Genomic DNA, 20,901 nt, shown 5'->3' on the forward strand with positions numbered 1-20,901 from the left:
TCAGGCCTTTCCGGCGGCGGAGACGGAGGGGCTGCCCGCAATCCAGGCCTCGCAGCAGCCCTTGGCCAGCGCCCGCACCCGGCCGATATAGGCCGCACGCTCGGTCACGCTGATCACGCCGCGCGCATCCAGCAGGTTGAAGAGATGGCTGGCCTTGATGCACTGGTCATAGGCCGGCTGGGCCAGACGTGCCGCCAGAAGGCGGGCGCATTCGGCCTCGGCATCGGCAAAGTGCCGGAACAGCATGCCTGTGTCGGCGTGTTCGAAATTGTGCGCCGAATAGTCGCGCTCGGCCCTGAGGAAGATGTCGCCATAGCGAACGCCGCGGTCGTTATAGGCCAGGTCGTAGATGTTCTCCACGCCCTGGATGAACATCGCCAGGCGTTCCAGGCCATAGGTCAGCTCACCCGAGACCGGCTCGCATTCGATGCCGCCGACCTGCTGGAAATAGGTGAACTGCGACACCTCCATGCCGTCGCACCAGACTTCCCAGCCAAGCCCCCAGGCGCCGAGGGTCGGGCTTTCCCAGTCGTCCTCGACGAAGCGGATGTCATGGACCAGCGGGTCGATCCCCAGAACCGCCAGGCTGCCCAGATACAGCTCCTGCAGGTTCTCGGGCGACGGCTTCATGATCACCTGGAACTGGTAATAATGCTGCAGCCGGTTGGGGTTCTCGCCATAGCGGCCGTCGGAAGGGCGGCGCGACGGCTGAACATAGGCCGCATTCCAGGCCTCGGGGCCAAGTGCCCTGAGCGTGGTGGCCGGATGGAAAGTTCCTGCGCCGACTTCCATGTCATAGGGCTGCATGATGACGCAGCCCCGCTCCGACCAATAGTGCTGGAGACGGAGAATGATCTCCTGGAAAGACGGCGCGCCTTTGCGCTCTGTCGCCATGCTCAGCCCGCTGATGCGTGTCGGCAATCCTGCCGCCGACCGGTTCGTTTGGTGCGGCGCGAACATAGCCGCCGGCCGGTTGAGGGTCAAGGATCGCGCGCTTCGCGCAAGATGCGTGCGCAGCCGGGCCGCCCCGCCTTCCCCCCGTTTCCGGGGGAGATGCGGCGGCGCATCTATGATTAAGGGTTGGTTAATGCCTTAAATGCACGCAAAGGATGCAGCCCTGCCCGATCGGGCCTTATCCGATCGGGCAGTCGACGCGGCCACAGGGGCCGGCGCCGGGCACCACGAAGCTGCCGCAGCGGGCGCAGCGGTCGGCATCGGCCACCTCGCGCGCGGCCCGGCGGCGGCGCGGCACATGGCGGGGTTCCCGCCGGTCTTCGCGGCGGATCGCCTCGCGCCGCTGGCCGAAAACCCGCGCCAGCCGGGCCCCGGTGAACACGGCCAGCACCACCAGCACCAGCAGCAGAATTTTCGACAGGCTGAGCATGATACCGCGTCCTCTAAAGACCGTAGCGCGACCAGAGCGCGCGGGCTTCGACCTGCTCGACCAGCCCGGCAATGGCGGCCGAACCGGCGCGCTCGGCCTGCAAGCCCAGCCTCACCCGGCCGAACAGGCCGCTGCGCTCCTGGATCATGGCGAAGCGGACCGCGTCGCCGAAACGGCTGCGCATCACGCTGCGCAGATCGCCCAGCCCGTCGGCCAGCCCCAGTTCCACGGCCCGCGCGCCGACCCAGACATCGCCTTCGAACAGCGGCGTATCACCGGCTTTCTGAAGTCGCTCACCCCGGCGCTCGCGCACCACCTCGATGAAGCGCTGGTGCACCTGTTCCTGAATGCCGCCCAGCCAGGCGATATCCTCGGCCTTCTCGGGCTGGAACGGGTCGAGCCGCATCTTGGAATTGCCCATGGTATAGACCCGGCGGTCGAGCCCGAGCCGCGCCATGGCCCGGTCGAAGCCGAAGCCGGCCGACACCACGCCGATCGAGCCGACCATCGAGGTCTCGTCGACGAAGATCTCGTCGCCGGCCATCGCCAGCCAGTAGCCGCCGCTCGCCGCGACGTCCTCGACGAAGGCGATCACCGGCAGCTTCCTTTCTGCGGCGCGCGCCCGGATATGCTTCCAGATCAGCGAGGACTGGGCCGGCGAGCCGCCGGGGGAATTGATCACCAGCGCCACGGCCTTCGCCTCGGGCAGCTTGAAGGCACGCTCGATCAGCGGCTTCACCGCCTCGTATGACAGGTTCGCCTGGAAGCTGCGGCCGGACATGATCATGCCCTCGAGCCGCAGCACGGCCACGACCGGCGGCGGATTGCGGAACCGCTTCACCGGCAGCAGGCGGAGCAGGCGGCGGAAGCGGCTGGGCTTGTCGGTCAAGGCGGCATGTCTCCCGGATAAAGAGGTTGGGGGATCATATCGAGTGGCGGGCAGCGGCTGTCAACGCCGGGAGGGCGCAGCAAGCGGCAGCGGCGCCGCATCCTCCAGCACCGCCCGGACCGGCGGCGTCCAGTCCCGCTCCTCCCCCGCCAGCACCAGCGGCGCCAGCAGGGTGAGCGGCGTCCGCCGGCCCTTGCGGGCCTGAACGATCACCCGGCCGGCCGGCCGGCCGTCGTCCACCGTGTGCACCGGCAGAACGCGGATGTCACCGGCGGGCCCGGCCAGCGCGGTCAGGATCCCGGCCAGCCGGTCGGCGCGCATGACGATGGTGAAGCTGCCGCCGGGCTTCAGCCGCTTCAGCCCGGCGGCGATCCAGGCGCCGAGGCCGATCCCGTCCTCGACATGGGCGGCGCGGCGGCCGGGATCCGGCGGCGGATCGGCGCGGACCTCCTCGAGAAACGGCGGGTTGGTCAGAACATGGTCGAAGGGCTCTGCCCGCGGGTCGTCCGGTCCCTGCAGCCGGGCACCGACATCCGTCTCCACCACGGTCAGCGCCGCACCGGCGAGCCCCGCATTCACCCGCGCAAGCGCGGCTGCACCCGCATCGCGTTCCACGCCGACCAGCCTGAGCCCGGGCACACGGGCGGCGAGGCAGAGACCGGCCGCACCGGCGCCGAGGCCCAGATCCAGCACCCGCTGCCCCGGTTCCGCCGGCACGGCGGCGGCCAGCAGCACCGGGTCGACCGCGGCGCGATAGCCGCGGATGAACTGAACGAGTTGCACCCGCCGGCCCAGAAGATGATCCAGGCTGACCGTCGACGGATCGATGCCGTGCCGGGCGAGCCTGTCCTGAAGATCGATCGGCGTCGCCATGTTCACCGTCGGGGCCCCAGCATGCGCGCCACCAGCCCGGCCAGACCGCCGGTGGCCTGCGGTGCAGGCCGGCGCGGCGGAGCCGAGATCGGCGCGGTCTCCCCCAGCCCCTGCGCCGCCTCGTCGAGCAGGCGGCGGGCGCGCGGCGCCAGGGCGTCATCCACCATCAGCCGGCGCGGAAAGGCACCGATGGAGCCTTCGGCCAGGCTCATCTGTTCGTCGAAGACCAGGCTGTCGATGCCTTCGGCGGCCAGAACCGCGCGTGCCCAGGACAGGCGCACCGGATCGGTGGTCAGCAATACGACATCCATCATCGGCGATCCCGGGAAGGTGAGGTCATGGCCGCCTCCCGGTCAGGCGCTGAACGAAGGGCGCTGAACGGAGGGCGCGGAAGGGAGGGGGCGAGGTGAAGAGACGGTGACGGGCACCGGACATACGCGCAGCGGCTTGTGCAACGCACACGAGCGCGGCAGGATGTGCGGCGACACACTATACCCACCCCTCGCGTCGCTGCGCATCTTGACCGCGCCGCGCGCCACTTCATATGCTCCCCAGCGCCGTGCGGAGCGTCAAGCCCTGCCGGCCCCGGGTCCAACGTTGCCCTCTTTTTCAACGTTGCCCTGAAACAAGACGGATCGGCTGCTCTCTCGTGGATGCGCGCGCACATTCCTCGCAAGAGGTCCTCTCGACCCTTCAGGCTCTGGTGGCAGATGACCTGAAGCGTGTCAATCAGGTCATCATCGACAACATGCAGAGCCAGGTGGGGCTCATCCCCCAGCTGGCCGGCCATATCGTCTCGTCCGGCGGTAAGCGGCTCAGGCCCCTGCTGCTGCTGATGTCGGCCCGGCTCTGCGGCTATGCCGGCGACCGCCATGTGCCGCTGGCGGCCTGTGTGGAATTCATCCACACCGCCACGCTGCTTCATGACGATGTCGTGGACGAAAGCGAGCTGCGGCGCGGCAAGGCCACCGCCAATGCGGTCTTCGGCAACAAGGCCAGCGTGCTGGTCGGCGACTTCCTGTTCAGCCGCGCCTTTCAGCTGATGACCCGCGACGGCTCTCTGGAGGTGCTGCGCATCCTCTCGGATGCTTCGGCGGTGATTGCAGAGGGCGAGGTGATGCAGCTGCTCACCTCCAATGATCTGGAAACCGACGAAGCGGCCTATCTGCGCGTCATCGAAAGCAAGACCGCGAAGCTGTTCGAGGCCTCCTGCCAGATCGGCCCGGTGGTCGCCGACCGTCCGGCTGCGGATATCGAAGCGCTGGCGCGCTACGGCATGGCGCTGGGCGTGATCTTCCAGCTGACCGACGACCTGCTGGACTATTCGGCAGAGCAGGCGGCGCTGGGCAAGACCATCGGCGACGATTTCCGCGAAGGCAAGATCACCCTGCCGGTGATCGTGGCCCACGAGCGCGGCACGGCCGAGGAACGGGCCTTCTGGTCCCGGACCATGGAAGAGCTGGACCAGCGCGAGGGCGACCTGGAACAGGCCATCGAGCTGATGCGCCGCCACGACGCTTTCGGCGAAACCCTGCGCCGCGCCGAGACTTACGGCGAGATCGCCCGCGCCTCGTTGCAGGGCTTCGCCGACGGGATCGAACGCCGCACCCTGGACGAACTGATCTCGTTCTGCATCGCCCGCGGATTCTGATCGAAAACCTGCTTGCAGGGGCCGCCGGATCCCGCTATAAGGCGCCCCACGGACGCACCGGAGTGTAGCTCAGCCTGGTAGAGCACCGTCTTCGGGAGGCGGGGGCCGCAGGTTCGAATCCTGCCACTCCGACCAACTTCGGTATGTCCGATCGACACACCCCGGCAGGGCAACCTGCCGGGGTGTCGTCGTTCGGGGGACAGGCGGGCAGATCCCGCACGCCGCAAGGGTTGCGGATGGTCGTCCCTGCACTGCGGCATTTTGCGAGGGGCAAATGTCGACTCACATTGCAACCTGATGGTGATCACGGCACCATCATGCAATGCATACGGATCAAATGTGACGCGGTCGTGCCACATCCCCGGTCTGTCATCCTGAACCACCGGACCCCTCTCTCATGGCTGACGGAGAAGCCCTCGACGACGCGATGGAAGACCGCGTGCAGCACGCCGACCGGCTGCTGCGCATGGCGGTCAACCGGATTCCGGAAGCGGTGATCATCTACGACACCGATGATCACGTCGCCTTCGTCAATCAGGCCTATTGCGATTTCTTCCCCTATATGCCCCCGGTCGGGGAGCTGATGGGCCAGAGCTTCGAAGACGTCATCCGCCACAGCATGGTGGCACCGGGTGTCGTGCTCGATCCGCTGGCCCGGACTGATCCGGATGCCTATATCGCCAAGCGCCGCCACCGGCTGCACAACCCGCAGCCCCAGCCCTTCGAGCAGCTGACCGCCGGACGCTGGCATCTGGTCCGCGAGGTCAGGGTGCCGGGGGTCGGCTTTTTCGGCCTGCGCAGCGACATCACCGACATCAAGCAGCGCGAGATCGAGCTGAAGATGGCGCGCGACCACCTGGCCCGCCAGACCCAGCAGCTGGCGGAGGCCCGCGAGGTGGCGATCCGTGCCCGCGAGATCGCGATCGCCGCCCGCCTGGAAGCCGAGCGCGCCAACACCGCCAAATCGGAATTCCTGGCCCGGGTCAGCCACGAGTTGCGCGCCCCGCTGAACGCGATCCTGGGCTTTTCCGAAATCATCCGCGATCAGCTGCTGGGCGATCAGGCGCCGCAGCGCTATGCCGAATACGCCGCCGACATTCACCATGCCGGTTCCCATCTGCTGAAGCTGATCGACGACATCCTCGACATGGCCAAGATCGAGGCCGGCCGGCTGGATCTGATGGTCGACGAGGTGGATCTCCACGGCCTGCTGCGCGAGCTGGTGCACACCTGCCGGCCGCTGGCCCGCCGGAACACCAACCGGTTCGAGACGCAGATCCCCAACGACATCGGCACGTTGAAAGGCGATGTCACCCGGCTGCGGCAGGTGGTGCTGAACCTTCTGTCCAATGCCTGCAAATTCACCCGCGGCGGCGCGGTGACCCTGGCCGCCCGACGGCTCGGCTCCGTCGACGGCCGGGGCGACCTGGTCGAAATTACGGTCACCGATACCGGCATCGGCATGACCGAGGCGCAGCTCGCCCGGGTTTTCGAAGATTTCATCCAGGCCGATGCCTCCATCGCCCGCACCTATGGCGGCACGGGGCTGGGCCTGCCGATCTGCCGGCGGCTCTGCCTGCTGATGGGTGGGGATATCCGCCTGGACAGCAGCCCCGGCAGGGGCACCATCGCCCGGGTGATCCTGCCGGTGGCCGGCCCGCCCGGCATTCGCCCCGCCCCGGCCGACTGACGCAACCCACAACCATAAGGCGTTGCATCCCGCGACACGTCCCCGACAGCGCTTGATATTTCTCGCAAGGGTTGTTCATATAGGATTCAAAGCAACATCAGGGTTTGAAACGACCGCAGCCGGCAGACGGGTGCGGACGAAGGGGGGATGATGTCGTCTGACACGCCGACCAGTGGATCGGTCCGCCCCAAAGCGGGGAGCGGTCTGGATCCGCGCCTCAGGCGGGCCCAGGCCCGCCACGCCTTCGCGATCCTGGTGCTGCCGGCCATCGGCAGCCTGATCGCCATCGGCCTCGCCGTCCATGACGGCGGCGTCCCGGCCGCGGCCCTGATGATTCTGCTCGTGTCCTATATGGCCACCTATGCGGGCATCACCGTCGGGCTGCACCGGCTGTTCGCCCATCGCGCCTTCGAGACCACGCCATGGCTGCGGGCGGTATTCGCCGTGCTCGGCTGCATGGCGGCCCAGGGACCGGCGATCTACTGGGCGGCCAATCACCGGGTCCATCACATCCGTTCGGACCGTGACGGCGACCCGCACAGCCCGCGGATCGCGAACGGGCGGCAGCTGGGGCGCTGGGAAGGGTTCTGGCACGCCCAGGCCGGCTGGACCTTCAGCCACCGCCCGGCGGATGTCTTCGCCGTGACCCGCGACCTGACCCGCGACCGGCTGCTGATGTGGATCAACCAGCGCTATCTGTGGTGGGTGGCCCTGGGGCTGATCCTGCCGGCGCTCGCCGGTGCGCTCGCCATCGGCGGCATCCAGGGCGCGGTGCTGGGCCTGCTGTGGGGCGGCGCGGTGCGGCTGACCCTCAGCTACCACTTCACCAATGCGATCAATTCGCTCACCCACATGATCGGCACCCGGCCCTTCGGCGGCCGGAACACGTCGACCAATCTGTGGCCGATCGCCCTGCCGACCCTGGGTGAGGCCTGGCACAACAACCACCATGCCTTCCCCACCTCCGCCCGCTTCGGCCTGGCGGTCTGGGAGGTGGATATCGGCTGGTGGATCATCCGCAGCCTGGAAGCCGTGGGGCTTGCCTGGAATGTCCGCCGCCCCCTGCCCGAGAGCATAAGCGCCAAGCGCGCCGCAGCCGCCGCAGGCATGCAGGTCGACGACGACGACCGCGTGACGGCCTGAACGCCCCGCCCGACCGCCCTGATTGCGGCCGCATCTCACCCCGGGTGGGCTGATCAGAAATTATCGCGCTGGACGCGAAATTTTCTCTGGTCTCAAGCGTATATCATGCGCATATCAACCCAGGATTGAGTGTTTTCCAGCCTCTCTGACCCTTCCAACGCCGGGCGCAGCCCGCAGCCGGAGACTTGTTCCATGAACACCCAGACCACGCTTCCTGGCGCCCAGCAGGCCGCCGCTGGTGCCCAGGCGGCCACCCGCCCCGATGCCGCGGCCATCGAGGCCTGGCTCGTCGACTATCTGGCCGACCGCCTGGGCCGCGATCGCTCCGAAATCCGCCGGACCGAACGCTTCGAGCGCATGGGCGTCGATTCGCTCGCCGTCGTTTCGATGACCGGCGAGCTGGAAGAATGGCTCGGCCGCAAGGTGGAGCCCACGCTCGCCTACGATCACCCCACCGTCCAGGATCTTGCAGCCGCCCTTGCCGGCTGAGGCCGTGCCCCGACCGGAGTTCGCGCCATGTCACCTGATACCAACCAGATCCATCCCACCAGCCCCGCCGGCGGCCACCCCGGCACGTCGTCGGATGCGCTGCGTTCGCATTACGACATCGGGACCGACTTCTTCGGTCTGTGGCTCGACCCGTCGCTGACCTATTCCTGTGCGCTCTACGAGGCCGGCGATACCGATGATCCGGCGGGCTTCCTGGCCGCCCAGACCCGCAAGCTGGACTTCCACATCGATCAGGCCCATGCCGCCGGCGCGGAGCGGGTGCTGGATATCGGCTGCGGCTGGGGTTCGATGATGCGGCGGCTGGCGGAACGGGGCGCAGGCCACGTCACCGGCATGACCATGACCGAGGCCCATCGCACCCATGTGACGAGCTTCGGCGACCCCAGGCTCGAAGTCGCTCTGACCCCCTGGGCGGGGTTCGAGCCCGAGGCGCCCTATGACGCCATCGTGTCGCTGGAGGCCTTCGAACATTTCGCCCGGCTGGATTCGACCGAGGCGGAGAAGAAGGCCGGCTATCGCGCCTTCTTCGAACGCGCCCATTCCTGGCTGAAGCCGGGCGGGCGGATGTCGATCCAGACCATCGTCTACGGCCGGGCGACCAAGGCGGATTTCAGCGCCTTCTGCGCCGCCGAAGTCTTCCCCGACAGCGACCTGCCGCGGCTGCACGAGATCATGGAAGGCTGCGACCGCCTGTTCGAGGTGGAGCGCCTGCGGTGCGACCGCGAGATGTATGTCCGCACCTTCCAGAGCTGGCTCGACGGGCTTCGGGCCAATCGCGCGGCGGCCGAAGCCATCGTCGGCCCCGCCGTGGTCGATCGGTTCGAGAAGTATTGCGGCGTGTTCATGATCGGCTTCCACACCGGCGCCATGAACCTGGCCCGGATCGGCTTCCGCAAGGCCGGTTGAGCGAAGGGGGCGTCGATGACCGCCGATACCACCGCCACCACCCTGGTCCACCGCCTTGAAGACCTGGCCCGCGACCGCGGCGACGCGCTGGCCTATGTCTTCCTGGCCGATGGCGAGCGCGAACAGGCCCGGATCGACTATGCCGGGCTCGGTGCCCGCGCCCGGGCGATCGCCCGCGGCCTGCTGGCGGTGGCGGAACCGGGAGACCGGGCCCTGCTGCTGCATCAGCCGGGCATGGGGTTCATCGAAGCCTTTTTCGGCTGTCTGGTTGCGGGTCTGGTTGCGGTGCCGGCCTATCCGCCGCGCCGCAACCAGTCGCTCGACCGGCTGGGGGCCATCGTCTCGGGCTGTGGCGCCCGGGTGATCCTGATCGCCGGGGACCAGCGCGCCCAGTTGGAACCCCGCTTTGCCGAGGCCGGCGCCGAGGGGGCCGGCGCCATCGCCGCCGCCCGGATCCTGGCGACCGACGAGATGGCGCCCCTGCCCGAAGACCTGCTGCCGCGTGCACCCGCCGTCGGGCCCGACGATCTCGCCTTCCTGCAATACACCTCGGGCTCGACCGGTGATCCCAAGGGGGTGATGGTCAGCCACGGCGCGCTTGCGGCCAATCAGCGGCTGATCCGCCGCGCCATGGGCCATGGGCCCGAAACGGTTTTCGCCGGCTGGCTGCCGCTCTATCACGACATGGGGCTGGTCGGGAACCTGCTTCAGCCGCTCTGGCTGGGCATTCCGTCGGTGCTGATGGCGCCCGCCGCCTTCCTGCAGAAGCCGATGCGCTGGCTCAGGGCGATTTCCGACTGGAAGGCCACCACCGCCGGCAGCCCCGATTTCGGCTACGACCTGTGCGTGCGCCGCTTCCGCCCCGATCTCTGCGAGGGGCTGGACCTGTCGTCATGGAGCGTCGCCTATAACGGCGCCGAGCCGGTCCGGGCCGAGACGCTGGAGCGCTTCGCCGCCACCTTCGCCCCCTACGGCTTCCGTGCCGACGCCTTTTATCCCTGCTATGGCATGGCCGAGACGACGCTGATGATCTCGGGCGGCAGCCAGGGCATCGCGCCGCCGGTCATCGACGTGGACGGCAGCGCGCTCGATCTGGGCCGGGTGGTGCCGCCGGTCGCGGGCGCCATCACCCCGCCCCGCCGGCTGGTGGGGTGCGGCCGGCCGGGCCAGGGGCTGGCGGTCGCGATCGCCGACCCCGAAACCGGCCGCACCCTGCCCGACGGCCGGATCGGGGAAATCCTGGTCACCGGCACCAGCCTGGCCCGCGGCTACTGGCAGCGCCCTGAGCTGACCGACGAGGTCTTCGGCGCCCGCCTGCCCGGCGACGACCGCCGCTGGCTGCGCACCGGCGATCTGGGCTGCCGGATCGACGGCGAGCTTTACGTCACCGGCCGGATCAAGGAACTGATCATCATCCGCGGCCGCAATCACTACCCGCAGGATGTCGAGACCGCGATCACCGCCGCCTGCCCCGATCTCGCCGCCGGGGCCGCGGCTGCGGTGTCGGTAGATGGACCGGATGGCGAGACGGTGGTGGCGATGATCGAGGCCGAGCGCGAGCGCATGCGCCGCCTGAACGGGCCCGAAATCTTCGCCGATGCGGTCGAAGCGGTGGCGGCGGCCCTGGAACTGCGCCTGGACCGGCTGGTGATCCTGAGGCCCAACACCATCCTCAGAACCTCGTCGGGCAAGATCCGGCGGCGCGAGATGCGCGCCCGGCTGCTGGCGGGCCTGCTCGATCCGCTCTGGGACAGCGCCGCGCGCGAACCCGCCCGCCAGCCCGAAGCCGCGGAGGCGTGACGGATGGAGCCCGCCTGGTCGGCGCAAGAGGAGCTGCGCATCTTCCGCCACGCCGTGCGTGGCTTTCTGGCCACGGAATTCGTGCCCCGGCTCGACGCCTGGCGCGCGCAGGGCATCGTCGACCGCCAGGCCTGGACGGCGGCGGGTGCGATGGGCCTGCTGCTGACCGAACACGACCCGGATCTGGGCGGCGGCGGCGGCAGTTTCGCAACCGAGGCGATCGTTTACGAAGAGCTGGCGCGGATCGGCGACACATCCTTCTGCAAGGGCGTGCATGAATGCTGCGCGGGCTATATCCGCGCCTATGGCACGCCCGAACAGCAGCGCCGCTGGCTGCCGGACCTTGCCGCCGGGCGGCGGATCGGCGCCATCGCCATGACCGAGCCCGGCAACGGATCGGATCTGAAGGCGGTGCGCACCACCGCCCGGCCGCAGGGGGACCATTATCTGGTCTCGGGCTCCAAGACCTTCATCTCCAACGGCGCCTCGGCCGATCTGATCCTGCTGGTGGCGACCGTGGACCCGGCGGCGGGCGCGAAAGGCGTCACCCTGCTGGTGCTGGAAACCGACGACCTGCCCGGCTTCCGCCGCGGCCGGCGGCTGGCCAAGATGGGCCAGTGCGGCCAGGACACCTCGGAACTCTTTTTCGACGACATGATCGTGCCGGCCACCAACCGGCTGGGGGCGGCCGACGGTCTGGGGTTCGGCCAGCTGATGTCACAGCTGGCCTATGAACGCCTGATCATCGCGGTGCAGGCGGTGACTTTTGCCGAGCGCGCGCTGGCACTCGCCGTCGACCATGCCATGACCCGCGAGACCTTCGGCCGGCCGCTGATCGACCATCAGGCGCTGCGCTTCGCCCTGGCCGATGCCCGCACCGAAGCCCATACCGGCCGGGTGCTGGTCGACGACTGCATCGCCCGCATCATCGAGGGCCGGCTGGACGCCGAAACCGCGGCCATGGCCAAGCTCTGGACCACCGAGATGCAGGGCCGGGTGGTCGATGCCTGCCTGCAGGTCTTCGGCGGGGCGGGCTACATGGCCGAACACCCGCTGGCACAGATGTATGTCGATGCCCGCGCCCAGCGGATCTATGCCGGCTCCAACGAGGTGATGAAGGAAATCGTCGCCCGCGGCCTGGCGACACTGAAGGGGTCCCCGCAATGACCGATACCCGGCCGCTCGACGCGCGGCGCGCCATCGACGCCCGCGCGCTCTACGACCACCTGACCGGCAATGGCAGCCGGTTCCTGCGCGTGGGGGAGTTGCTGACCGCGGGGGCGGAAGCCGCCCCCGAGCTGCTGCCCGATGCGCAGACCCTTGCAGCAGAAGCCGCCCGGCCGCTTTCGGCCAAGACCGGGGTGGAGATGGCCCAGGCGCTGTTCCTGCAGGCGATCTTCGCCGACCGCGCCCGCGGCCTGCATCTTTGCCATGCGATGCAGCTGCCCCGCCCCGAGGCCGCCGCCAATGCCGCGCGGCTCGCCCGGGACGACGTGCTGGATCTGGGGCTGGTCCGGGTGGAACGGTACGGCCGGCTGCTGGTGGTGGAGAACCGCAATGCCGGCCGGCTGAATGCCGAGGACGTGCCCACCATCGACGCGCTGGAACATGCGGTCGATGCCGCCCTGCTGGACGAAGAGAGCACCGCCTGCATCCTGCGCGGCGGCGTGGTCGACCATCCCCGCTATGCCGGGCGCCGGCTGGCGGGGGCCGGACTGAACCTCACCGATCTCTACGAGGGCCGCGTGCCCTATGTGATGTATATCGAGCGCGAAATGGGCTGGGTCGCCAAGGTCTTCCGCGGCCTGGCGGCCCCCGACCGCCTGCCCGACGAACTGGCCGAGACGCGCGAGAAGGCCTGGATCGGGGTGATCGACGGCTTCGCGATCGGCGCCGCCACCCAGGCGCTGCTGGTCTGCGACGCGGTGGTGGCAGAGGCCGGCAGCTGGTTCAACGTGCCCGCCCGCAAGGAAGGGCTGGTGCCGGGCTGCACCAATCTGCGCCTGCCGCGGATCATGGGCGACCGGCTGGCCCGCCAGATCATCATGAACGGCCGCACCATCCGCGTGGACGAGCCCGAAGCCCGGCTGCTGATCGACCGCGTGGCCGAACCCGACGGGCTGGAGACGGCGATCGACGAGGTGGCGGCCGATCTGGTCGATGGCGGCGTGGTCTCGATCGCCGGCAACCGCCGCGCCTTCCGGGTGGCCCAGGAACCGCTGGACCTGTTTCGCGCCTATCTTGCGACCTATACCCGCGAGGTGGCGGTCTGCCATCTGAGCCCGGCGCTGGTCGCCAATCTGGAACGGCACTGGACCGGGCGGAAGGCGCGCGGCTGAGCGCCTCAGGCGGTCGCGACCCAGCCCCGCCAGGTGAAGGCGGCGAAGAACGGGCTGACGTCGCGGAAGCCGCCCTCCTCCAGGATCGCGGTGTCGGTGGCGGGGTCGAAGGTCATCAGGCTGCGGCGCACCGCTTCGCGGGCACCGTTGGTCTGTTCGACATCCGCGCCCATCGACACCGCATAGGCGGCATAGCGCGACAGCCAGAGATCGCGTTCCGCCGCCCCTTGCGGAAAGCTGGAATGGGCGGCGACGAACGGCGCGCCGGGCACCAGGCGGCGGTGGATCCCGGCCACCGTCCGCCGGCGTTCGGCCGCGTCCAGAAAATGCAGGGTCAGCAGGCAGGTCGCGGCATCGAAGGGCCCCTCGGGCGCATCGTCGATATAGCCCTGGACCAGATCCACCCGCGCGGCCAGATTCCCCAGCGTGCGGCGGGCCAGCCCCAGCATTTCGGATGATGGATCCACGCCGGTGAAGCGCCAGCCGGGCTGCGCCTCGGCCATGACCTTCAGCTCCAGCCCGCCCCCGGCGCCCAGAACCAGGATCCGGGCATCGGCCGGCACCCGTTCGGCCAGCAGCAGCCAGGTCATGCGGTGCAGCGCCTCCAGCCCCGGCACGAAGCGCCGCGGGCCGTCGGCATAGGCGGCCACCGCCTGGGGGTTGCAGAAATGGCTGACGAGATCGGCCGTGCCGCCATCGGCAGGGGTGTCCGACATGAGATGCTGTCCTCCGGCTCCTAATTCGTAACTTACGATGATACGAATCAGAATGAAGGTCAACGCCGGGGATCGCGCGGCAGCGGCGGTCGGATCAGACCGCCTCGGCCGGGGTGTCGAACAGGAAACAGCCGGTGATGCGGTGCTGACCGTCGACCATCTGCAGCGTGTAGACCGCCATCACCACCCCGCCTTTGCGGGTCTGCAGCATGGCCCGCTGCACGAAGCGGCCGTCGGCAAGGCGCCAGGCCGGGCCATAATCGACCCGCACGGGCCGGATCACGGCCGGATAGGCATGGTGCACCATGCGCAGAAAGCGATCGGGCGTGCCGAACCGGGCCTGGATGGCGGGTGCCGCCATGGCGAAGGCCGCGGCGGCATCGTCGCGGGCCAGCGCCGCAAGCTGACGGTCGATGGCCGCGATCACCGCCGACCGCTCGGCCGCATCGGCCGCCACGGCCACGGGAACCGCGGTCCGGGCCGGATGATCCGCCCGCGGGTGATCGGCCGCCACCACCACCAACGCCGTGCCGATCAGCAGCGATGCCGCGATCTTGATCCATCCCCGGCCGATGGCCGGCAAGCCTTGCTGACGGGACATCTCCGGGCCTCCCCCCTGTCGCCGCGCGCACACCCCATGTTCATGACATGGGGTGCCGCGGGGGAAGATCCAGGGTGATCAGGCGGTTGCAAGGCGCGGCTGGCGAAGGCCCAGGAGCTGAAGCTCGGCCAGCACCGCCACCACCACCGCCTGGCCGATGACCAGCGCATAGCCGGGGCCCGTCGGCTCCACCCAGCCCAGAACCAGAAGGGCAATGCTGTCGACGACCCAGAGCAGGTTCAGGATGGCGAGCGTGCGCACCGCCTTGCGAGGCAGCGGATCGCGCGTCGCAATCAGCAGAATGCCGCCCGCGATCACGACCAGGGCGATACCGGTAGCGGCCAGCAGCCCGCGCGGCAGGCCGGTCAGTTCGGCGACCAGGCCGCCGGCGATCAGGAACAGGGCAGCCATGCCAAGCCCGCTCAGGGCATCGAACCAGAGCACGCGGCGCAGCAGGGTCGGGTTGACGGTCATGACGGGTCTCCTTCAGGGAGCAGTGCCGGACGGGGCCCCTTGCCCGCCGTCCTGCCCCTATCAGACACCGGCGATCCCCCGCCGGCGATTATGCCGGAGGTAATGATCACGATGACGTTATGCCCCCTTGTCATGAGGCTTTGTCATGAGGCTTTCATCGATGTGGCCGCATCATGACCCGCGACGAAACCGGAAACGCTCCCCATATATAGTCGTCCCACCCGAGGCCGCAGCTCTTGCGGCCACCTTCGGAACGGACAGGAAAACATGACCGATGCCGAGCTTCATGGCTGCCTCGACTTTATCCGTCAGACTGAAAAGCTGAAGGACGTCCTGCGCAATTCCTACACCGCCTCCGGCCGTCACGAGAGCACGGCTGAACACAGCTGGCGTCTGGCACTGATGGCGATGGTGCTGGGCCCGGATCTGGGCCGGGATGGCGAACCGGTCGACCTGCTGCGCGTGCTGAAGCTCTGCCTGATCCACGATCTGGGCGAGGCGATCGGCGGCGATGTGCCGGCGATCCGGCAGACCGGCGGACCGGACAAGGCGGCGCAGGAACGCGCAGATCTGATCACCCTGCTGGAACCGCTGGATGCCGCACGCCGCGCCGAATTCCTGGCGCTCTGGGATGATTACGAGGCGGCTGCCACGCCGGAGGCCCGGCTGGTCAAGGCGCTCGACAAGATGGAAACCATCATTCAGCACAATCAGGGTGCCACCGCCCCCGATTTCGATCACGGCTTCAACCTGGATTACGGCCGACGCTATGCCGAGGGCCATCCGTTGCTGGCCCGGCTGCGCCGCCTGGTCGATGCCGACACCCGCGCACGGATGGCGGAGGCGTCCCCGCCACCCCGGCGCACCGGCTCGGAGGGGTGATCCGCCACCGCCTCAATCGGACATGACCTGATCGACCATGGCCAGCAGCTCCTCGCGCCCGGCGCCGTCGCGGGCCTGGATCGACATGCCCTGGATGACGGCGCCGTAAAGCCGGGCGAGCGCCCCGGCATCGGTTCCCGCAGGCCAGCGCCCGGCAGCGATGCCGCGGCGGATGCAGGCGGCGATGGCCGCAATGGTATCGCGGCGCAGCCGTGCGGTCTCCGCCGCCACCGCGTCATGCTCGGGCGCGCAGGTGATCAGGGCGGTGGAGATCAGACAGCCGGCGGGTTGCCAGGGATCGGTGAAGGCGATGGCGGTTTCGCGCAGCAGCCGCCGGATCGCCGCCCGGGCATCGGGCTCCTCGTCCAGCGCGCGGATCGTGAACAGCCCCGGCCCCGCACGATAGGCAGCCATCACCTCGCGATACAGCTCTTCTTTCGAACCGAAAGCGGCGTAGAGGCTGGGCGGGGTGATGCCCATCGCCTGGGTCAGGTCGGCGACCGAGGTGCCCTCGTACCCCCGTTCCCAGAACAGGCGCATGGCCTTGGCCAGGGCCGCGTCTCGGTCGAAGCTCCGCGGGCGGCCACGGCCCTGACGCGGGGTCGGCGATGGGGATGACGGGTTTTTCATAGCGATCGATATATATTTCTGTTGCGCCGGGACAGGCATCTGCTCATTAATATAGCGACTGCTACTTAAATGGAGAAGCGCCATGCGCAGCCTGTCCGTCGCCGCATCCCTTGCGGCGGTCACGCTCCCCCTCGCCCTGACGCCGGCCGCGGCCGACGACAAGACCACGGGTGACAAGACCACGGGAGAGAAGACCTTGGGCGCCCGGATCGACCGGGTGGTCGACACGGCGATCGCCGAAGGCCGGATTGCCGGTGCGGTGATCCTGGTCGCCGAGGACGGTCGGCTGGTTCATCGCCGCGCCGCCGGCCATCTGGACCGCGAGGCGGGCCTGCCGATGCGCGAGGATGCGATCTTCCGCTTCGCCTCGGTCAGCAAGCCCTTCGTGGCGGCGGCGGCGCTGGCCCTGGTCGATGACGGGGTTCTGGATCCCGACGCGCCGATCACCCGCCATCTGCCCGGCTTTCGGCCGGCGACCAGCGATGGCGACCGGCCGGTGATCACGCTGCGCCAGCTGCTCAGCCACACCGCCGGGCTCGATTACGGTTTCTTCCAGCCGGCCGACGGCCCCTATGCCCGGGCGGGCATTTCCGACGGTCTTGATGATCGCCCCGGCCTGACCCTGGCCGAAAACCTGCGCCGGCTGGCCCTGGTGCCGCTGCGCAGCCGCCCGGGCGCGGCCTGGCATTACTCGCTGGCGATTGACGTGACCGGCGGGCTGATCGAGGCTGCAACCGGTCGCACCCTGCCCGATGTGGTCCGCGAGAAGGTGACCGAACCGCTCGGCCTTGAAGACACCGGCTTCACCGTCGCCGACACCACGCGGCTGGCGGTGCCCTATGTCGACGCCCCACAGGGCGGCGTGCCACGGCGGATGGCGGCGGCCGAAGCGGTGCCCTTCGGCGGCAGCGCCGTGCATTACGCGCCGGGCCGGATCCTCGATCCCGATGCCTGGCCATCGGGTGGTGCCGGCATGGCGGGGACCGCCGCCGATGTCCTGGCGCTGCTGGAAGCGATCCGTACCGGCGGCGGCGGGGTGTTGAGCCCCGGGATGGCGGCAGCTTTCGCCCGCCCGGCCACCGGCAACCTGCCGCTGGACGTCACCGGCCCCGGCTGGGCCTTCGGGCTCGGCGCCGCGGTGCTGACCGATCCGGCCCTGGCCGGCAGCCCGCAAAGCCCGGGCACATGGGCCTGGGGTGGTGCCTATGGCCATTCCTGGTTCGTCGATCCGGTCCGGAAGCTGACCGTCGTGGCGATGACCAACACCGCCCTCGCCGGCATGACCGGGGCCTTCCCGGATGCCCTGCGCGATGCGATCTATGCCGACTGACCGGCCCCGCTCTGGCCAACCCCTCCCTCGGGCCAGAGGGCCGCAACAGTTCGGGCTACGATGGCCGGCACGGTGTCGCCGGGCGCGATGGCAAGCCGGCCGTCGATGATCAGCATCGACAGGCCGTGAACCAGCGCCCAGCGCGCCCGGGCCAGATCGGGATCGATGTCGGGGGTCGCCCCCATCGCATGGGCGGCTTCGGCATCGGCGGCGATCAGCTGTTTCTGGGCCGGATCGAGCGGCCCCACCATCAACCGGAACAGGCCAGGATTTGCGCGGGCGAAGCCGACATAGGCCTGCGCCTGTGCCAATGATCGCGACCGGGGATCAACCCCCTGATCGGCCGCGGCTTTCAGCGCCGCCCCCAGCTCGCGAAAGCCCTGGGCAGCAAGCTCGGCGAGCAGCGCCTCGCGGTTCTCGACATGGCGATAGGGCGCCATGGCCGAGACGCCCGCCTGGCGTGCCACCTCGCGCAGCGACAGCCGGTCATGGCCGTCCGCCTCGACCAGGCGGCGGGCGGCCGCGATCAGCACCGGCTTCAGATCGCCGTGATGATAGCCGTGGGATTGTCGTGCCGCACCCGTCTCCCCCATTGACGTCCCTCTCGCCCGCCTTAATGTTTACAATGTAAACATATGAGGGGCGGCCGGTCCAGTCGCCGGCAAGAGACAGGGTCAAGGGGTCGAGGCATCATGATCGTCGTGCATCATCTGAACAATTCGCGCTCGCAGCGCGTGCTCTGGCTGCTGGAAGAGCTGGGGCTCGACTACGAGATCCGGCGCTATGAGCGCGACCCGGCAACCATGGAAGCGCCGCCCAGCCTGAAGGCGGTGCATCCGCTGGGCAAGTCGCCGGTGATCACCGACGGCGACGTCACCGTGGCCGAGACCGGTGCCATCGTCGACTACATCCTGGAGCGCTATGGCGAGGGCCGGCTGGTGCCGGCCGCCGGCACGCCCGAGCGGCTGCGCTGGCGCTATTGGATGCATTATGCCGAAGGCTCGGCGATGCCGCTGCTGGTGATGAAGCTGGTGCTGATGCGCGCCCCCGACCGCACCCCGGCGCTGATCCGGCCGCTGGTGCGCAAGATCACCGGCGCGATCAATGCCGGCTTCGTCGACCCCCGACTCAACACCAACCTCGCCTTCTGGGAGGCGGAACTCGCCCGCGGCCCCTGGTTCGCCGGGCCCGACTTCACCACCGCCGACATCATGATGAGCTTCCCGGCCGAAGTGTCGGCACAGCGCATCGAAGGCGCGCGCAACGCCACACGCGTGCAGGATTTCGTGAAACGCATCCACGCCCGCCCGGCCTTCCGCCGCGCCCTGGAGCGCGGCGGCGCCTATGCCTATGCCGACTGACGCCCGCCCGAAAGCCCGGCGTCACCCCTGAAGGCCCCTGCTCCCGCACGGTCCCGTGCGGGAGCAGGCCGCCATTGCGGCGGTGGCCAAGGGCGCGGAAGCGCCCGCTTGGGCCGAGGGACCCCACAGACTCCCGCTCCCGCACGGGACTGTGCGGGAGCAAGCCGCCATTGAGGCGGCGGCCAAGGGGTGCGGAAGCACCCCGCCCGGCGAGGGACCACAAAGACTACTCCATCCAGGCGATGTCGGAGATGGGGGCCGGCGCGCCAGTCACCGGGCGGAGCGCCGTGGCCTTGCCCGTGGCCAGATCCAGCCTGTGGATCACCCCGCCATTGACCATCCAGCCGGCCTCGCCGCCCATCTCGGTCGAGACGATGTTGAAGGCGATGGGGGTGTCGACGGTGACGCCCAGCCGGCCGATCGCGGTCAGCACGCCGTCATTCGGCGGTGCCTGCTTCACCAGGGCGCCGATCGTGGCGTCGATGTCGTAAAGCGCGGTGGCTTCGGCCTTCCGGCCGGTGCGCGAATTGGTATAGGCGCCGGCCACGATGTTCGGGGTCTCGCCCTTGTGCATGTCGGCATAGGCGAGCCGGCCATCGACCACCGCCTTGCCGTCGTCGACATTGACCCTGAGATTGGTGCCGTCGGGCGTCATCACCCGCAGCCGGTCGGCGGCCGGGTTGAAATCGACCGTCACACCATGGCGGGCCGACAGCTTCTCCGACAGGGTCGCCCGCACCGTCGCCTCGCCCGTGTCGGGATCGATGGTGACGATCCGGCCATCGCCCGTCAGGCCGTAGAGCCGGCCATCTGCCGGGCGGACATCGATGCCGATCAGGCCGGGCACGCCTGAAATCTCGGCCATGCCGGTCACCTTGCCGGTGGTCGGGTCGATCTGCACCAGGCTGCTGTCGCCCGCAAGCCCCACCAGCGTACCGGCAGAAGCCGTGGTCATGCCCGGCATCATCGCCAGCATCGGCAGGGCCAGAGCGGCCGTGGCGGCAGCCCGGGCGGCGCCGGTCTTCAGGTATTGAAAGCGTGTCATGGTCGGCGTCTCCCTCTCGTTCGGGGGCGGCGTCGGCGGGACGATCAGGGCCCGCTCCACCCATCAGGGAAACAACGCAGCAACCGCTCGGGATGGATGCACGGTCGTGGCGGATTTTTCCGTCCACGCCTGCCCGGGCTGCGGGCGGTTAGCCCGGGTTGGACATTTTGCAATGCATTATTTCAAACGTTCAATTGACTCACGGGAAACTTTCCCCTACATAAGGCCTGTGCTCACGAAAGGATCGGTCAGGAAACCCGGCGGACACTGTCGGAAACAGCCGATCCCTGTTGAACGCCCTGATGACTGGCAATTCGGCGGCGCAGGCTGCGTCTCCCCGGCAGATCCGCCGCCGTTGCTCATCCGTCATCGGTCCCCCTCCTCTCCCCCATGAGTGAGCGGTGACGGATGTCGTCTCGGACGCCCGGCCCCTGGTGGCCCGGGCGTCCTTTTTTTTTGGGAGAGAGGAGTCTGTTTGGCCCTCGCCGGGCGGGCGCTCCCGCGCCCTTGGCCGCCGCCGCAATGGCGGCTTGCTCCCGCACGGGGGCGTGCGGGAGCGGAGCCTGTATGGCGGAGATCGAGCCTCTGGCCGGGCGGGAGTCTGTTTGGCCCTCGCCGGGCGGGCGCTCCCGCGCCCTTGGCCCCCGCCGCAATGGCGGGAGTCTGTTTGGCCCTCG

22 protein-coding genes and 1 tRNA gene are annotated in these 20,901 nt (G+C 69.1%); 12 read left to right on the plus strand and 11 right to left on the minus strand.

What is annotated here, in order from left to right; genetic code table 11:
* The 5 genes from CMO28_RS21025 to CMO28_RS21045 form a co-directional block, all read right to left on the minus strand.
* A complete protein-coding gene (locus CMO28_RS21025) occupies positions 1-894 on the minus strand; it encodes a glycine--tRNA ligase subunit alpha (protein WP_041607673.1) in 894 nt (297 codons plus the stop codon).
* Positions 895-1,132: 238 nt separating this feature from the next.
* Positions 1,133-1,384, minus strand: coding sequence for a hypothetical protein (locus CMO28_RS21030; protein WP_296716566.1), 252 nt, complete (start codon positions 1,382-1,384; stop codon positions 1,133-1,135).
* A gap of 13 nt (positions 1,385-1,397) precedes the next feature.
* Positions 1,398-2,273 carry a S49 family peptidase gene (locus tag CMO28_RS21035; RefSeq protein WP_296716568.1) on the minus strand — a complete coding sequence of 292 codons (876 nt, stop codon included), beginning with the start codon at positions 2,271-2,273 and terminating at the stop codon, positions 1,398-1,400.
* 60 nt (positions 2,274-2,333) lie between these two features.
* Entirely contained in the window at positions 2,334-3,146 is an 813-nt protein-coding gene (locus tag CMO28_RS21040; RefSeq protein ID WP_296716571.1) for a tRNA1(Val) (adenine(37)-N6)-methyltransferase, read from the minus strand.
* Positions 3,147-3,148: 2 nt separating this feature from the next.
* Complete coding sequence (locus CMO28_RS21045) at positions 3,149-3,460, minus strand: DUF2007 domain-containing protein (protein ID WP_296716573.1); 312 nt, start codon at positions 3,458-3,460, stop codon at positions 3,149-3,151.
* A gap of 335 nt (positions 3,461-3,795) precedes the next feature.
* Here CMO28_RS21045 and CMO28_RS21050 point away from each other — a divergent pair, with 335 nt between their 5' ends.
* From CMO28_RS21050 to CMO28_RS21090, 9 genes are all read left to right on the plus strand, one after another.
* Positions 3,796-4,797, plus strand: a complete 1,002-nt coding sequence (locus tag CMO28_RS21050; protein WP_296716576.1) for a polyprenyl synthetase family protein — start codon at positions 3,796-3,798, stop codon at positions 4,795-4,797.
* A 58-nt stretch (positions 4,798-4,855) separates the two neighbouring features.
* Positions 4,856-4,932 (plus strand) — tRNA-Pro (locus CMO28_RS21055).
* A 262-nt stretch (positions 4,933-5,194) separates the two neighbouring features.
* Complete coding sequence (locus tag CMO28_RS21060; protein WP_296716578.1) at positions 5,195-6,487, plus strand: PAS domain-containing sensor histidine kinase; 1,293 nt, start codon at positions 5,195-5,197, stop codon at positions 6,485-6,487.
* Positions 6,488-6,634: 147 nt separating this feature from the next.
* On the plus strand, positions 6,635-7,630 hold the full coding sequence (locus CMO28_RS21065; RefSeq protein WP_062769114.1) for an acyl-CoA desaturase: 996 nt from the start codon (positions 6,635-6,637) through the stop codon (positions 7,628-7,630).
* Positions 7,631-7,822: 192 nt separating this feature from the next.
* On the plus strand, positions 7,823-8,119 hold the full coding sequence (locus CMO28_RS21070; protein WP_062769111.1) for an acyl carrier protein: 297 nt from the start codon (positions 7,823-7,825) through the stop codon (positions 8,117-8,119).
* 27 nt (positions 8,120-8,146) lie between these two features.
* On the plus strand, positions 8,147-9,046 hold the full coding sequence (locus CMO28_RS21075; protein WP_062769108.1) for an SAM-dependent methyltransferase: 900 nt from the start codon (positions 8,147-8,149) through the stop codon (positions 9,044-9,046).
* Positions 9,047-9,061: 15 nt separating this feature from the next.
* A complete protein-coding gene (locus CMO28_RS21080) occupies positions 9,062-10,846 on the plus strand; it encodes a fatty acyl-AMP ligase (protein ID WP_296716588.1) in 1,785 nt (594 codons plus the stop codon).
* A 3-nt stretch (positions 10,847-10,849) separates the two neighbouring features.
* Positions 10,850-12,013 carry an acyl-CoA dehydrogenase family protein gene (locus tag CMO28_RS21085; protein WP_296716592.1) on the plus strand — a complete coding sequence of 388 codons (1,164 nt, stop codon included), beginning with the start codon at positions 10,850-10,852 and terminating at the stop codon, positions 12,011-12,013.
* Positions 12,010-13,185, plus strand: a complete 1,176-nt coding sequence (locus tag CMO28_RS21090; protein WP_296716595.1) for an enoyl-CoA hydratase/isomerase family protein — start codon at positions 12,010-12,012, stop codon at positions 13,183-13,185. Before CMO28_RS21085 ends, CMO28_RS21090 begins: the two co-directional genes overlap by 4 nt.
* Before the next feature lie 5 nt (positions 13,186-13,190).
* Here the strand turns inward: CMO28_RS21090 and CMO28_RS21095 are convergent, their stop codons facing one another.
* The 3 genes from CMO28_RS21095 to CMO28_RS21105 form a co-directional block, all read right to left on the minus strand.
* On the minus strand, positions 13,191-13,901 hold the full coding sequence (locus CMO28_RS21095; RefSeq protein WP_296716597.1) for a class I SAM-dependent methyltransferase: 711 nt from the start codon (positions 13,899-13,901) through the stop codon (positions 13,191-13,193).
* Positions 13,902-13,995: 94 nt separating this feature from the next.
* Positions 13,996-14,502 (minus strand): DUF4864 domain-containing protein, encoded by a 507-nt coding sequence (locus CMO28_RS21100; protein WP_296716600.1) that lies wholly within the window; start codon positions 14,500-14,502, stop codon positions 13,996-13,998.
* Positions 14,503-14,580: 78 nt separating this feature from the next.
* Complete coding sequence (locus CMO28_RS21105; protein ID WP_296716602.1) at positions 14,581-14,976, minus strand: hypothetical protein; 396 nt, start codon at positions 14,974-14,976, stop codon at positions 14,581-14,583.
* A gap of 267 nt (positions 14,977-15,243) precedes the next feature.
* Here CMO28_RS21105 and CMO28_RS21110 point away from each other — a divergent pair, with 267 nt between their 5' ends.
* Positions 15,244-15,858 (plus strand): HD domain-containing protein, encoded by a 615-nt coding sequence (locus tag CMO28_RS21110; protein WP_296716603.1) that lies wholly within the window; start codon positions 15,244-15,246, stop codon positions 15,856-15,858.
* A gap of 12 nt (positions 15,859-15,870) precedes the next feature.
* On the opposite strand, the gene CMO28_RS21115 is transcribed toward CMO28_RS21110, so the two are convergent.
* Complete coding sequence (locus CMO28_RS21115) at positions 15,871-16,488, minus strand: TetR/AcrR family transcriptional regulator (protein WP_322111395.1); 618 nt, start codon at positions 16,486-16,488, stop codon at positions 15,871-15,873.
* An 82-nt stretch (positions 16,489-16,570) separates the two neighbouring features.
* Here CMO28_RS21115 and CMO28_RS21120 point away from each other — a divergent pair, with 82 nt between their 5' ends.
* Positions 16,571-17,818, plus strand: a complete 1,248-nt coding sequence (locus CMO28_RS21120) for a serine hydrolase domain-containing protein (RefSeq protein ID WP_296716608.1) — start codon at positions 16,571-16,573, stop codon at positions 17,816-17,818.
* Here CMO28_RS21120 and CMO28_RS21125 read toward each other — a convergent pair.
* The gene (locus tag CMO28_RS21125) at positions 17,806-18,411 is read right to left on the minus strand and encodes a TetR/AcrR family transcriptional regulator (protein WP_296716611.1); all 606 of its coding nucleotides are present in this window, start codon (positions 18,409-18,411) and stop codon (positions 17,806-17,808) included. The genes CMO28_RS21120 and CMO28_RS21125 overlap by 13 nt on opposite strands.
* A gap of 99 nt (positions 18,412-18,510) precedes the next feature.
* On the opposite strand from CMO28_RS21125, the gene CMO28_RS21130 reads away from it, so the two are divergent.
* Positions 18,511-19,179 carry a glutathione S-transferase family protein gene (locus CMO28_RS21130; protein WP_296716613.1) on the plus strand — a complete coding sequence of 223 codons (669 nt, stop codon included), beginning with the start codon at positions 18,511-18,513 and terminating at the stop codon, positions 19,177-19,179.
* 226 nt (positions 19,180-19,405) lie between these two features.
* Here the strand turns inward: CMO28_RS21130 and CMO28_RS21135 are convergent, their stop codons facing one another.
* On the minus strand, positions 19,406-20,224 hold the full coding sequence (locus CMO28_RS21135; protein WP_296716616.1) for a DUF4394 domain-containing protein: 819 nt from the start codon (positions 20,222-20,224) through the stop codon (positions 19,406-19,408).
* Positions 20,225-20,901: the final 677 nt, after the last annotated feature.

This window comes from Tistrella sp. (assembly GCF_002684955.1).
Taxonomy (GTDB): Bacteria; Pseudomonadota; Alphaproteobacteria; order Tistrellales; family Tistrellaceae; genus Tistrella; species Tistrella mobilis.

What these genes read in the sequence shown, in the direction of transcription:
- CMO28_RS21025 (WP_041607673.1), bottom strand. Translation starts at nt 894, where the DNA reads ATGGCGACAGAGCGCAAAGGCGCGCCGTCTTTCCAGGAGATCATTCTC.
- CMO28_RS21030 (WP_296716566.1), bottom strand. Translation starts at nt 1,384, where the DNA reads ATGCTCAGCCTGTCGAAAATTCTGCTGCTGGTGCTGGTGGTGCTGGCC.
- CMO28_RS21040 (WP_296716571.1), bottom strand. Translation starts at nt 3,146, where the DNA reads ATGGCGACGCCGATCGATCTTCAGGACAGGCTCGCCCGGCACGGCATC.
- CMO28_RS21045 (WP_296716573.1), bottom strand. Translation starts at nt 3,460, where the DNA reads ATGATGGATGTCGTATTGCTGACCACCGATCCGGTGCGCCTGTCCTGG.
- CMO28_RS21060 (WP_296716578.1), top strand. Translation starts at nt 5,195, where the DNA reads ATGGCTGACGGAGAAGCCCTCGACGACGCGATGGAAGACCGCGTGCAG.
- CMO28_RS21065 (WP_062769114.1), top strand. Translation starts at nt 6,635, where the DNA reads ATGATGTCGTCTGACACGCCGACCAGTGGATCGGTCCGCCCCAAAGCG.
- CMO28_RS21070 (WP_062769111.1), top strand. Translation starts at nt 7,823, where the DNA reads ATGAACACCCAGACCACGCTTCCTGGCGCCCAGCAGGCCGCCGCTGGT.
- CMO28_RS21075 (WP_062769108.1), top strand. Translation starts at nt 8,147, where the DNA reads ATGTCACCTGATACCAACCAGATCCATCCCACCAGCCCCGCCGGCGGC.
- CMO28_RS21080 (WP_296716588.1), top strand. Translation starts at nt 9,062, where the DNA reads ATGACCGCCGATACCACCGCCACCACCCTGGTCCACCGCCTTGAAGAC.
- CMO28_RS21085 (WP_296716592.1), top strand. Translation starts at nt 10,850, where the DNA reads ATGGAGCCCGCCTGGTCGGCGCAAGAGGAGCTGCGCATCTTCCGCCAC.
- CMO28_RS21090 (WP_296716595.1), top strand. Translation starts at nt 12,010, where the DNA reads ATGACCGATACCCGGCCGCTCGACGCGCGGCGCGCCATCGACGCCCGC.
- CMO28_RS21095 (WP_296716597.1), bottom strand. Translation starts at nt 13,901, where the DNA reads ATGTCGGACACCCCTGCCGATGGCGGCACGGCCGATCTCGTCAGCCAT.
- CMO28_RS21100 (WP_296716600.1), bottom strand. Translation starts at nt 14,502, where the DNA reads ATGTCCCGTCAGCAAGGCTTGCCGGCCATCGGCCGGGGATGGATCAAG.
- CMO28_RS21105 (WP_296716602.1), bottom strand. Translation starts at nt 14,976, where the DNA reads ATGACCGTCAACCCGACCCTGCTGCGCCGCGTGCTCTGGTTCGATGCC.
- CMO28_RS21110 (WP_296716603.1), top strand. Translation starts at nt 15,244, where the DNA reads ATGACCGATGCCGAGCTTCATGGCTGCCTCGACTTTATCCGTCAGACT.
- CMO28_RS21115 (WP_322111395.1), bottom strand. Translation starts at nt 16,488, where the DNA reads ATGAAAAACCCGTCATCCCCATCGCCGACCCCGCGTCAGGGCCGTGGC.
- CMO28_RS21120 (WP_296716608.1), top strand. Translation starts at nt 16,571, where the DNA reads ATGCGCAGCCTGTCCGTCGCCGCATCCCTTGCGGCGGTCACGCTCCCC.
- CMO28_RS21125 (WP_296716611.1), bottom strand. Translation starts at nt 18,411, where the DNA reads ATGGGGGAGACGGGTGCGGCACGACAATCCCACGGCTATCATCACGGC.
- CMO28_RS21130 (WP_296716613.1), top strand. Translation starts at nt 18,511, where the DNA reads ATGATCGTCGTGCATCATCTGAACAATTCGCGCTCGCAGCGCGTGCTC.
- CMO28_RS21135 (WP_296716616.1), bottom strand. Translation starts at nt 20,224, where the DNA reads ATGACACGCTTTCAATACCTGAAGACCGGCGCCGCCCGGGCTGCCGCC.